The sequence below is a fragment of the Streptomyces sp. NPDC057428 genome, assembly GCF_042803195.1.
In the GTDB taxonomy this organism is placed as follows: Bacteria; Actinomycetota; Actinomycetes; order Streptomycetales; family Streptomycetaceae; genus Streptomyces.
Map to the genome: position 1 here is coordinate 1 of NZ_JBHVCT010000045.1, position 11,938 is coordinate 11,938.

Genomic DNA, 11,938 nt, shown 5'->3' on the forward strand with positions numbered 1-11,938 from the left:
CAACTGCAGACCCTGCTGGCGACATGGACCGGCGCCTGCCCCACCTGCCACCGCGACATACCCACACCCGCACCAAGCTGACCAAGCCCTACTAGGCTCCGGTGTTGAGGAGGGGCGTATCCGGCCACCGGATACGCCCCTCCTCGTCTCGCGGGACGGCCCGGTGACCGCACACGGGCCCGGCTGTCATCGGGGCAGCGGGCTGTGCGATCGGGCGCCGCCCGTCCTGCCACGGAGTGTCGGGCAGGCCGGCAGGACGAACGGCGCGGGTGCGGGTCGTCGGACTGTACGAGGGGGAGCCGACGACCCGGCCGCCTCTTGCGAGGCACTCATTCAAGCGAGCGGTGGCCCGGCGCGGCAGGGTGCACAGCAGGACGGTTCGGGCATTGCGTTCACACCCCGTGCGAATCGTGCTCCACTAGGCTCATTGCGACGCGCACATGGGGGGGGCAATGGAGCCCAACGTCCTGCTCGAATCCCTGATCGACGAGGCGGGTGTGTCCCGTGCGGGACTCGCCGGCCACGTCAACCAGGCCGGCCGCGCCCGCGGGCTGTACCTGCGGTACGAACACACGGCGGTCGCCCGCTGGATCAAGGGCCAGCGTCCACGCGGGCAGGTCCCCGACCTGCTGTGCGAGGTCCTCGGCCGCAGGCTGCACCGGCCGGTCGGGCTCGACGACATCGGGATGGGCATCTCCGGGGTGCGCACGGCACACGGCGGGGGGCTCTGCGGGTTCGTCGAGCACGCGACCGCCCTGTGGCGGTCCGACGACCAGCAGCGCCCGGACCTCGCGGCAGTGCCCGCCGTCACGGGCACGACGGCGGTGATGCCGGTGTGGGAGTGGGAGAACCCTCCCGAGGACACCGACGTGTCCCGTCCCGGGCCCTCACGGGTGAGCATGGCCGACATGGCGATGCTCCGCGCCGCCCGCGCCCACTACGAACAGATGTACAGGAAGGCGGGAGGGATGGCGACCAGGTCCCGGGTCGTCGGATTCCTCAACGCCGAGACCGCGCCGCTGCTCCGCGGCGGGTACAGCGACGCGACGGGCCGCCAACTGCACCGTGCCACCGCCGGACTGGTGGCCGTCGCCGGTATCTGCGCGTACGACTCGGACGCCCACGGGCTCGCGCAGCGCTACTTCCACCAGGCCCTGCGCCTGGCCAAGGCCAGCGGGGACCGGGGGCTCGGCGGCTACGTCATCGCGCTGCTCGTGAACCAATCGCTGTACCTGGCCGACTTCCGGCGGTCCGTCGCCTTCGCCGAGGCGGCCCTGCGGGCGGCGGGACCGCACAGCACGCCGGCCCTCGCCGCCGACCTGCACGCCATGCAGGCCAAGGCCTACGCCCAGCTCGGAGACCACCGCGGTTCCCTGGAGTGCATCCGCCGGGCCGAGGCCGAGGCGGGACGCATCGGGACGGGCAGCGAGCCCGACGAGACGGGTTACGTCCAGCCCGGCCTGGTCAACGTCCAGGTGGCCGAGGCACTGCTGAACCTGGGAGATCTCGCAGGAGCCCAGGAGCACGCCCTGGCGGCCGTACGCTCCCCGGCGCACGATCGCGGGACGGTGCACAGGCTGGCCATGCTCAGCCATCTCGAACTGCTGCAGGGTGAGGCGGACAAGGCGGCCGGCACCGCGTGTGAAATGGCGGAACGCGCCCGGGGTATGGAGTCCCAGCGGCTCCGGGAGCGGATGCGATCCGTCCGCGAGCATCTGGCCGCGAGCGGCAGCGCAGAGGCCGAAGCGGCGGCCGGTGTCATCGCAGGAGCGCTGCGCGTGCCTCTGTGAGCCGTGTACCAGGAGCCGTCGCACGTTCCCCTGCGAGGCGGAGCCTGCTCCGATGTTGCCATCGACCAGTCGGAAGGTGGCAGAACTGTGCAGTGGAAGAACTTAAACGAGCAGACCGTGTATGAGAACCGCTGGTTCCGGGTCAATCTGGCGGATGTCGAACTCCCTGACGGCCGGCACCTGGAGCACTTTCTCATCCGGCTCCGGCCCGTCGCCGCGGCGACGGTCGTCAACGAGGCGAACGAGGTCCTGCTCCTGTGGCGGCACCGGTTCATCACCGACAGCTGGGGCTGGGAGCTCGCCGCGGGCGTGGTCGAGTACGGCGAGGACCTCGCCGCCGCGGCCGCGCGGGAGATGGAGGAGGAGACCGGCTGGCGCCCGGGCGAACTGCTCCCGCTGATGACGGTGGAGCCGGCCAACGGCCTCATCGACGCGCGACATCATCTCTTCTGGTCCCGTGAGGCGACGTACACCGGCCATCCGGCGGACGACTTCGAGTCCTCGCGCCGCGAATGGGTCCCGCTGAAGCTCGTCCCGGACATGATCGCGCGCGGTGAGATCCCGGCGGCCGGCATGGCGGCGGGACTGTTGATGCTCCATCACATGCTGCTGGACTGAGAGCGCGCGCCCCCGTGCGGCGGGACGGCCCGACCGGCCGGCCCGCCGCACGGGGGAGGTGGTCGGGCGTACGGGCAGAAGCCCGAGCCGGCCTTGCGGACAGGGCGTCGGCGGGTGCGACCTCCGTACGTGGTTCAGGCATGTCACCGCGGGGCAGGCCGACGCCTGCCGACCGGATCGGCCACCGTCTGCGGGGAGGCCGGGCCGGTGGTCGCCCGTTCGCCGTACGTCACCGCCGCAGCGGTGCGTGAACCTACACATGCCGCACACCGTTTCCCAGGTGATGCTGCGTCAGCAGTGGCACTCGCGGGGTCTCTTGGCTTTCTGGACATGAAGGTGTGCGCACCTGGCGCCGCCTTGACGTCCAGCCTTGTGCGGCCCTGCGAGTCTGACCGAAATACTGGAGAAGAAGTGAAGAAGGACCAGTTGTTCACCGGACTGGAGCACCCGCCGAGGAATGCGGTGGACAGTGCTGCACCCTCGATGCTGTTACCCCTTCGCTCCTACACGCTCGACGTCCTGCCGGCGGATCTCAGTGCTGTTGCCGCAGGTCATATGACGTACCGTGAGCTCGCCGACAAGCAGGGGCAGGTTCTGTCCTCACTTGGGTCGCACACTCTCCGTATCGACGACCTCGCTGTGGCGCAGATGATCCAACTCGATCTGCTCTTCATGATCAACGGCTTCCTTCCCGGCGGCCCCGAGGCGGCTCCGCGCCACCTGTCGGACGCCGTAGCGGCCCAATGCGCCCGGTTCCCCTCGCTCGACCCCCACATGAGTTACGAGCTGCTCATCGACGTCAATGCGAGCGAGTGGCAACGGAGCGGGGACATCCGGGTGTTCACCGAGGGTGAGCTCGGCCGGCTGGAGCGGGACTTCTACCTGGGGCACCATCTCGCCGAGCCCACCGTGCGGTCCGCCTTCGGCCTGCTGCGTACGCTGCTCCAGGAGCCGGACAGCCTGGATGCGACCGAGACGCTGGGCGCGGTCCTGCGAAGCCTGGAGGAGTTCAGGCTGTACATGGCGCAGTACGGCAAACTCACCAGGGACGCGTTCAACTCGTTCCGCCAATACCACATGGGGCACCCAGGCGGCCCCCGAGGGGCGAGCGGGGCCTTCATGCCCAGCGTTCAGCTGCTGGAACTGGTCCTCCTCGCGCCGACAACGGAGTATGAGGTCTACCTCGACCAGTCCATGGCCTACTTCCCGACCTGGTCGCGCCCCCTGATCACGGAATGGCGTGGGAGATCCACTCAGGGAGACAACGTTGTCGACGCCGTTCTCGACGGCCGGCTGAAGCTCAATGACGACGCCACCGCCACGTTGCTGGATGTCATCGACAAGTTTGCGGACTTCCGGATGGTGCATCTCGGCGTCACCCGGAAGACGATCCCGGAGGCCTTCCAGCCCGGGAGCGTGGTCACCAAGAAGGGCATTGCCCGACAGACCGGTGAAGCGGACATCCTCGACGACCGCAATCCCGGCACGTCCGGCTTCAGTGTGCACAACGTGCTCGTCAACTCGGTGTACCGGCTGCTGGAGGCACGCCGGAGCGTCGCAGAACGTGGGCAGACGCCAACGGACGGAAGGGTGAAGTGACGATGTCAATGATGTCAACGTTCCAAGTGGCAGTTGTCGACGCCTTCGCGACCAGCTTCCGTTATACAGACACGTTCAGCGCGATCGGAGGCGAGGTCATTCAGATCAGGAGCAGGGTCGCTCCTCTGCCAGGGATCGCGCCCGTCGACACCTCCAGGTTCAGCCACACTCTCGTCAACGACGGAGACTTCGAAGACCTTGCCGAGCGACTGGCGGTGCTGAAACCGCGCGCCGTGCTGCCCGGTCGTGAATCCGGGGTGGAACTGGCCGACGCCCTTTCAGAACGGCTCGGCCTACCCACCAACGGCACAGAGCTCAGCGCGGCACGCCGCGACAAGTACACGCAGATCGAGCGGATCAGATCGCTGGGAATCCCCGCGATGCGACAGATACGGACCAGTGACGAAGCGGAACTGCACGCCTGGCACGCACTGTGCGGTGGCACCATCGTGGTCAAGCCGCTGCGGAGCGGAGCCGGCGAGGGAGTCCGCTTCTGTGATCGTCCCGAGGAGGCGGTTGCCGCTCTGGAGGCGGTCAGAGGCCGCACGTCCGTCCTTGGGGAGACGATCGCCGAGGTCGTCGCCCAGGAGTATCTCGTCGGTGCGGAATACATCGTCAACACCGCCAGCTGCGACGGCGTGCACCAAGTCACCGATGTGTGGAGCACGGACCGCATCAGCGCCAACGGCATCAGAGACATGGTCGTCGCGCAGATACTCCTCGACTCCGACGACCCTGTAGTGGGCGAGCTGGTGCCTTTCGCCCACAAGGTGCTTGACGCCCTGGGTATCCGCTACGGCGCGGCGCACGTGGAGATCAAGCTGACACCCGAGGGCCCGCGACTGGTCGAGGCAGCCGCCCGTGCATCGGGGCTCCCCTACTACGTCGCGGATGTCATAGGCGAAGGCCAACTCGAATGGGCCGCCGACGCGTACGTCAGGCCGGAGCGGTTCATGGCCCGCGCAGGAACGGCGTACCGGCGCCGAAGCGCGTTCGCCTGGGCGGCACTCGTATCGCCGGTCGCCGGCCGGCTGACGCGCTACCGCGCTCTCGACGAGATCAGAGCGCTGGACAGCTTCGACGACCTGAACCTCATCGTGAAGCCCGGCGATCCGATCGTTCCCACGACATGGGATCTGGAGTACCCGGCAACCCTGACCCTGAGGCACTCCGTGGAGGACATCCTGAGGCGGGACCTGAACACGGTGCGCTACCTCGACGGCGCAGGCATGTACGAGGTCGACACGAACGGGTACCCGGGACGATCCACGGGTGCGATGTAGGCGGCGTGGCTGGCTGTCGGTCGAGGCCGATCGACAGCCCGTGTCTCCGTGCAGGCCACGCGAGCTGGGCGAGAGGTGTTCCACGACGCCGGAGGCATGATCTTCCACGGCCACGACGGGGGCGAGGTCACCCACGAGCTCGAGGGCCAGGGACGGATCGCCGGCCTGCGCCCCGACGGTGCCTCCTACGGCTCGTTTGCCACATTCAGCGACCCCGACGGCAACGGCTGGGTGCTCCAGGAGATCAAGCAGCGCTTCCCGGGCCGCTGACATCCCGTCAGATACCCACGGACGGGAGCGATGTGACAGCCCCGCAGAGGGGCTGACGCCCGCTCGTTCGCCTTCCGGGCGTGGCTGTGGCGAAGTCGACGGTACGGCAAGCCCCGCTGTACTCGCCGAGGTCGCAGCCACGCCCTGTTGTCAGAGAAAGATCGCAAAGGAACTCATCGATGAGGAGCGCAACGACAGGCTCTGGCACATCGCCTTCAACGCGTCAATCACGAGCTGACCGAAAAGCTGGTCAGGGGACGTGAAGACATCCTATTCGGCTATGAGCTCGACATCCAGGACGGACCGGAGCTGCCCAATTACGCGCGTCAGTATTACATTCGTCTTTTCTCCGACCTGGAGGCACTGCGTGGCGGCTTCGGTTCTACCGGGCGTGGGGCGCCACCACCACGCAGAACGCGAAGCATGCCGACAACAGGCCGGCGATGCCCGTCCTCGCGATCGGCGGGTCGGAGAGCTGGGGCGACTTGGTCAGGAAGGAAGTGACTCCCCTCGCGGACGACGTGCAAGGTGCAGTCATCGCGGGCGCCGGACACTGGGTCGCCGAACATGCACCCAGGGAACCGCTGTCGGAACTGACGCGCTTCCTGGCTCCGTACCGCCGCGCCGCCGCGTCGTCCCGCTAGTGCTGTGACCGCGTTGGTTCGCCGGGTTCTGCCCCCCCTTTGCGGTCGGAGCCGATTGGATGAGGGCTGAGATCGGCTGCTACTCGATCGGCGACGACACCCAGTGGGGCGTCAGCCACCGCCGCAAAGGCGCCGTGAACTCCCTGGCCGCACTGCGGGCCGCTACGTCAGTTTACCCTGGCCAAGTCGAACCACCCGAACCACACCGTGCAGACCCGTGAACTGCACCGGCACCTGCGCTGGCGCAATGCCAACGCCCGCCATCCCGACGCACTGACCGCCCAACGCCGCGAGCGCGCCCGCGACCGCAGCGAGAAAGGCATCCGCTGGCGCGGACGTCCCCTTCTGACAGCATGACCGAGCTTCTCAGCGGGTCCTACTCCTGGGGCTTCCAGGAGTAGCGGACGTCCGGCTCATGTTCCTCGTTACGCAGTCCGTCGGTGTGCTCAACTGCGATGAAACCGTGCCGCTCGTAGAACCGCCGGGCTGGTCCGTTGACCTGGAAGGTCCACAGACCCAGTCCGTCGGGCCGCTGCTGCTTTGCCAAGTCCATGAACCGGTCGCCTATACCCCGGCCGCGCCATGACGGATTGAGGTAAAGCTGTTCGAGCTCCTCGCCATCGAGGACCAGGAGGCCGACCACAGAGACGTCGGCAACGGCTACCCAGGTCTCGTACTGCGGTACGACCACATGGGAAAACCAGTCCCTCACCTCATCGTCACCATGCGCGCGCCGCACGGTCGGCAGGGCAGCGGTGAAGGAACGCAGCCACACATCGGCTATGCCGGCCGCATCAGAGTCATCCGCACGCCGAAAAACAAGATCAGCACTGTTCACAGCGGGCGACTCTCGCAGACGAGTGACCCTGACGCATCCGGATTTCTCCACCGGACCAGCCGGCCCTCTCGGTGGACATTCGAGCGGGTGTGAGTGTCATGCCCGATGTCCACGGCGCGCCGGAGCACTCGTCCGGTGGGCAGCACCGGTGAAGCATCATGGGGGCATCTTCTTGACGCTTTCCTGACGCACCCGCCCGGATAGGACATTTTGGCGTTGCTTACGCTGGCCCCGCCGTCCGTCCGGCGGTCGGATTCCCTCACCACGCAGTAGCCCAGGAGCCCTCCATGTTCACGACGAACGCCCCGCGCACCGGCCGACTGCGCGCGTGGATGCTGGAGGGGCTCTCCGACATGGGCAAGGGCAAACCGTCCCGGCCCGTGGCGTCCGCCCCTGAGGCCGGTCACAGAGGGCAACAGTGGTGGCGGGTGATGTGCCTGACCGGTGTCGACTACTTCTCCACCCTTGGCTACCAGCCTGGCATCGCCGCGCTCGCGGCCGGACTGCTGTCTCCTGTCGCCACTGTCGTGCTGGTGATCGTCACCCTGGCCGGCGCTTTGCCCGTCTACCGGCGTGTGGCGGAGGAGAGCCCGCACGGCGAGGGCTCGATCGCGATGCTGTCACGCCTGCTGTCCTTCTGGAAGGGCAAGCTCTTCGTCCTCACCCTGCTCGGCTTCGCGGCCACCGACTTCCTGATCACCATCACGCTCTCGGCGGCGGATGCCTCCACCCACCTCGTGGAGAACCCGCATCTGGCCGAGGCCCTGCACGACAAGCAGGTCCTCATCACGTTGATCCTCATCGCGCTGCTCGGCGCGGTGTTCCTCAAGGGCTTCCTGGAGGCGATCGGCGTCGCGGTCGTCCTGGTCGGCATCTATCTGGCACTCAACGTGGTCGTAGTGGTCACCGGCCTGTGGCACGTGGCCACCGAGGGCCACGTCGTCACCGACTGGTCCGCAGCCCTGACCGCCGAACACGGCAACGTCTTCGCCATGATCGGCGTCGCACTGATCGTCTTTCCCAAGCTCGCGCTCGGCCTGTCGGGATTCGAGACCGGCGTAGCCGTCATGCCGCACGTCGAGGGCGACCCGGGCGACACCAAGGAGAAGCCCACCGGACGGATCCGGGGCGCCAAGAGGCTGCTGACGACGGCCGCGCTGATCATGAGTGTCTTCTTGATCTGCACCAGCTTCATCACCACCGTCCTCATCCCCCACAAGGAGTTCGAGTCCGGCGGCGAGGCGAACGGCCGTGCACTCGCCTTTCTCGCCCACGAGTACCTCGGCACCGCCTTCGGCACGATCTACGACGTCTCGACCATCGCCATCCTGTGGTTCGCCGGCGCTTCGGCCATGGCCGGTCTGCTGAACCTGATGCCTCGCTACTTGCCCAAGTACGGTATGGCCCCGCACTGGGCGCGCGCCGTACGCCCGATGGTCATCGTCTTCACGCTGATCGCCTTCCTGGTGACCTTGCTCTTCGACGCGGACGTCGACGCGCAGGGTGGCGCGTACGCGACCGGTGTCCTCGTCCTGATCTGCTCCGCGGCCATCGCCGTGACCATCGCCGCCCGCAAGGCCGGCCAGCGCGGCTGGACCATCGGGTTCGGCGTCATCTCCGCCGTGTTCCTCTACACCACGGTCGTCAACGTCATCGAGCGCCCGGACGGCGTGAAGATCGGTGCCTGCTTCATCGTCGGCATCATCCTCATTTCCCTCCTCTCCCGTCTCGGCCGCGCTTTCGAGCTGCGTGTCACGCACATAGAGCTGGACGAGCTGGCCGAACGTTTCATCCAGGACATCTCCCGCCGAACCGCGCGCTTCATCGCCAACGAACCGGACAACCGTGACGTCGCCGAGTACCGCGACAAGATCGAGCAGATTCGCGCCGACAACGACCTCCCCACCAGCGAGGACTTCGTTTTCGTCGAGGTCACCGTCACCGACCCCTCCGAGTTCGAAGCCGGTTTGACTGTCCGCGGCGAAGTCCTCCACGACCGCTACCGTGTCCTCACGATCGAGTCGTCCTCGGTCCCGAATGCCCTCGCGGCCCTCCTCCTCCACACCCGGGACAGCACCGGCACCCGCCCCCACATCTACTTCGAGTGGACCGAGGGCAACCCCTTCACCAACTTCCTCCGTTTCTTCCTCCTGGGCCAGGGCGAAGTCGCCCCGGTCACGCGGGAGGTGCTTCGCGAGGCGGAGGCGGACCGGAACCGCCGCCCCCGCGTCCACGTCGGCTGAGAGGCGGGCCGGGGGAAGGCCGGTGGGGTTAATCAGGCAGGTCGGTGGGGGCTGTGGAAAGCGAAAGCACCATCGTGAGTCCGCCGCCGGGAGTGTCCTCGGCGCTGAGCGTGGCGTGAATCGCTTCGGCGAAGCCACGCGCGACCGCGAGGCCGAGGCCGACTCCGGCCCCACGCGGGGCATCACCGAGACGCTGGAAGGGTTCGAACATCTGCCCCTTCGCCGTATCCGGGACGCCCGGACCACGGTCGACGACGCGCAGTTCCACCCGGTCGCGCAGACTGCTGGCGGAGACGAGGACGGGCCTGCCCTCGGGGCTGTACTTGACGGAGTTCTCGACGATGTTGGCCACGACGCGTTCCAGTAGGCCACGGTCTACGGCGACCATCGGCAAGGTCTCCGGAATGTCCAGTTCGACGCTGCCCTCGGGAACACCGCCCAGTGCCATCGGGACGACTTCGTCCAGATCCGTTTCCCGGATCAGCGGTACGACGGTGCCCGTGTTGAGGCGGGACATGTCCAGCAGATTGCCTATCAGTGCGGCCAGCCGGTCGGCGCCCTCCTCGATTCCTTCGAGCAGGGCCTCGCGGTCGGTCTCGGACCAATCGACGTCGTCGGCACGCAGTGAGGTGACGGATGCCTTGATGCCGGCCAGTGGGGTGCGGAGGTCGTGGCTGACGGCGGCGAGCAGCGCGGTGCGGAAGCGGTCGCTCTCGGCGAGCTTGCGCGCCTCCTCGGCCTGGCCGACCAGACGTTGCCGGTCCAGTGCCACGACCGCCTGGGCGGCGAAGGCGCCGAGGACACGTCGGTCCTCGGCGGGCAGGGCCCGGCCGGTGAGGATGAGGGCCAGATCTTCTCCGACAGGTATGTCGACGTCGGCATCTTCAGGACGGCTGACCGGGGGTACACCGACAGCCGCAGCACAGGACCAGGGATCGACGTCACTCGCCCGCTCCAGGAGCGCGACGGACTCCATGGCGAAGGTCTCACGGAGCCGTTCCAGCAGTGCGTCCAGGGAGTTCTCGCCCCGCAGGATACTGCCGGCCAGGAAGGAGAGGATCTCCGACTCGGCGCGAAGGCGCGCCGCCTGGTGGGTGCGGCGAGCTGCCATGTCGACCACCGAGGCGACGGACACGGCCACACCGATGAAGATCACTATGGCGACGATGTTCTTGGGGTCGGAGATCGTCAGCCGATGCAGCGGCGGTGTGAAGAAGTAGTTCAGCAGCAGAGAGCCGAACGCCGCTGACGCCAGGGCCGGCAGCAGGCCGCCCAGCAGGGCGGCGGCGACGGTGGCGGTGAGGAACAGCAGCATGTCGTTGGCGAGCCCGAGGTCGGGCACGACGCTGCTGAGCAGCAGGGTGAGGAGGGCGGGTCCGGCGACGCCGGCCAGCCATCCCCAGATGATCCGGGCCCGCCCCAGCCGCGCGCTGCCGGCGATCGGCAGGCCCCGCCCCTTGGCCGCCGCGTCGTGGGTGACGATGTGCACGTCCAGGTCCGGACCGGATTCCCGGGCGACGGTGCCGCTGACGCCGGGCCCGAGTACGTACTGCCAGGCTTTGCGGCGGCTGACGCCGAGGACGATCTGGGTGGCGTTGATGCCCCGGGCGAACTCCAGGAGGGCCGAGGGTACGTCATCGCCGATGACGTGGTGGAAGGTGCCGCCGAGATCCTCGACCAGGGTGCGCTGGACGGCCAGCTCCTTGGGCGACACGGCCTTGAGCCCGTCGCTCGCGGCGATGTAGACGGCCAGGACCTCACCGCCGGCACCCTTCTCCGCGAGACGGGCTGCGCGGCGGATGAGGGTGCGGCCTTCGGGCCCGCCGGTCAGTCCCACGACGATGCGCTCGCGGGCCTGCCAGGTGGTGCGTATGTCGTGCTCGCCCCGGTACTGCTGGAGGTATTCGTCGACCCGGTCCGCCACCCAGAGCAGGGCCAGTTCGCGCAGTGCGGTGAGGTTGCCGGGGCGGAAGTAGTTGGACAGGGCCGCATCCATCTTGTCCGGCTTGTAGATGTTCCCGTGCGCCATCCGCCGGCGCAGCGCCTGGGGCGACATGTCGACCAGCTCGATCTGGTCGGCTCGGCGCACCACCTCGTCCGGGACGGTCTCGCGCTGGCGGACGCCGGTGATGGACTCCACGACGTCGCCCAGCGACTCCAGGTGCTGGATGTTGACCGTCGATACGACGTCGATTCCTGCCTTGAGGAGCTCCTCGATGTCCTGCCAGCGCTTGGCGTTCCGGGAGCCGGGCACATTGGTGTGGGCCAGCTCGTCCACCAGGGCCACCGCAGGGGCCCGCTCCAGCACGGCGTCGACGTCCATCTCGGAGAACACCGTGCCCCGGTAGTCCACTTCCGTGCGCGGCACGAGTTCCAACCCGTGCAGCATTACCTCGGTGCGTGATCGGTTGTGATGCTCCACCAGCCCGATGACGACATCGGTGCCCCGTTCCACCCTCCGGTGTGCCTCGGAGAGCATCGCGTACGTCTTGCCGACGCCCGGCGCCGCACCGAGGTAGATCCGGAGCTTTCCGCGTCCCATGGTGACTTCTCGTTCTTTCGTGGTGGAGGCGGCATCAGGGCTCGAAGCGGTGGCCCATGCCCGGCTCGGTGATCAGGTACCGATGGTGGGCGGCTCGGGAACCGGTGGGGT

Annotated in this window: 8 protein-coding genes and 2 pseudogenes; 8 read left to right on the forward strand and 2 right to left on the reverse strand. The window is 67.9% G+C overall.

Annotated elements, in window-relative coordinates; genetic code table 11:
- The first annotated feature begins 452 nt into the window (after positions 1-452).
- The 7 genes and pseudogenes from ACFU5K_RS18635 to ACFU5K_RS18665 all read left to right on the forward strand — a co-directional run.
- Positions 453-1,790: a transcriptional regulator gene (locus tag ACFU5K_RS18635; protein WP_384062695.1), complete on the forward strand. Its 1,338-nt coding sequence runs from the start codon at positions 453-455 to the stop codon at positions 1,788-1,790.
- Between the two features lie 87 nt (positions 1,791-1,877).
- Positions 1,878-2,408 (forward strand): NUDIX domain-containing protein, encoded by a 531-nt coding sequence (locus ACFU5K_RS18640; protein WP_384062697.1) that lies wholly within the window; start codon positions 1,878-1,880, stop codon positions 2,406-2,408.
- 555 nt (positions 2,409-2,963) lie between these two features.
- Positions 2,964-4,007 (forward strand): hypothetical protein, encoded by a 1,044-nt coding sequence (locus ACFU5K_RS18645; RefSeq protein WP_384062700.1) that lies wholly within the window; start codon positions 2,964-2,966, stop codon positions 4,005-4,007.
- An 11-nt stretch (positions 4,008-4,018) separates the two neighbouring features.
- Positions 4,019-5,290: an ATP-grasp domain-containing protein gene (locus ACFU5K_RS18650; protein WP_384062703.1), complete on the forward strand. Its 1,272-nt coding sequence runs from the start codon at positions 4,019-4,021 to the stop codon at positions 5,288-5,290.
- Between the two features lie 72 nt (positions 5,291-5,362).
- Positions 5,363-5,560: pseudogene (locus ACFU5K_RS18655) on the forward strand (glyoxalase); the annotation flags it as partial.
- 443 nt (positions 5,561-6,003) lie between these two features.
- On the forward strand, positions 6,004-6,204 hold the full coding sequence (locus ACFU5K_RS18660; RefSeq protein WP_384062706.1) for a hypothetical protein: 201 nt from the start codon (positions 6,004-6,006) through the stop codon (positions 6,202-6,204).
- A 74-nt stretch (positions 6,205-6,278) separates the two neighbouring features.
- A pseudogene (locus ACFU5K_RS18665) lies at positions 6,279-6,561 on the forward strand (IS630 family transposase); the annotation flags it as partial.
- Between the two features lie 19 nt (positions 6,562-6,580).
- Here ACFU5K_RS18665 and ACFU5K_RS18670 read toward each other — a convergent pair.
- Complete coding sequence (locus ACFU5K_RS18670; protein ID WP_384062708.1) at positions 6,581-7,042, reverse strand: GNAT family N-acetyltransferase; 462 nt, start codon at positions 7,040-7,042, stop codon at positions 6,581-6,583.
- A gap of 287 nt (positions 7,043-7,329) precedes the next feature.
- Between ACFU5K_RS18670 and ACFU5K_RS18675 the strand changes: the two genes are divergently transcribed.
- A complete protein-coding gene (locus ACFU5K_RS18675; protein WP_384062710.1) occupies positions 7,330-9,285 on the forward strand; it encodes an amino acid transporter in 1,956 nt (651 codons plus the stop codon).
- Between the two features lie 28 nt (positions 9,286-9,313).
- On the opposite strand, the gene ACFU5K_RS18680 is transcribed toward ACFU5K_RS18675, so the two are convergent.
- Positions 9,314-11,827 (reverse strand): DUF4118 domain-containing protein, encoded by a 2,514-nt coding sequence (locus ACFU5K_RS18680; RefSeq protein WP_384062713.1) that lies wholly within the window; start codon positions 11,825-11,827, stop codon positions 9,314-9,316.
- Positions 11,828-11,938 lie beyond the last annotated feature (111 nt).

Bases quoted from the DNA above. Each gene is read 5' to 3' on its own strand.
- ACFU5K_RS18635 (WP_384062695.1), top strand. From the start codon at position 453: ATGGAGCCCAACGTCCTGCTCGAATCCCTGATCGACGAGGCGGGTGTG.
- ACFU5K_RS18645 (WP_384062700.1), top strand. From the start codon at position 2,964: ATGACGTACCGTGAGCTCGCCGACAAGCAGGGGCAGGTTCTGTCCTCA.
- ACFU5K_RS18650 (WP_384062703.1), top strand. From the start codon at position 4,019: ATGTCAACGTTCCAAGTGGCAGTTGTCGACGCCTTCGCGACCAGCTTC.
- ACFU5K_RS18660 (WP_384062706.1), top strand. From the start codon at position 6,004: ATGCCCGTCCTCGCGATCGGCGGGTCGGAGAGCTGGGGCGACTTGGTC.
- ACFU5K_RS18675 (WP_384062710.1), top strand. From the start codon at position 7,330: ATGTTCACGACGAACGCCCCGCGCACCGGCCGACTGCGCGCGTGGATG.
- ACFU5K_RS18680 (WP_384062713.1), bottom strand. From the start codon at position 11,827: ATGGGACGCGGAAAGCTCCGGATCTACCTCGGTGCGGCGCCGGGCGTC.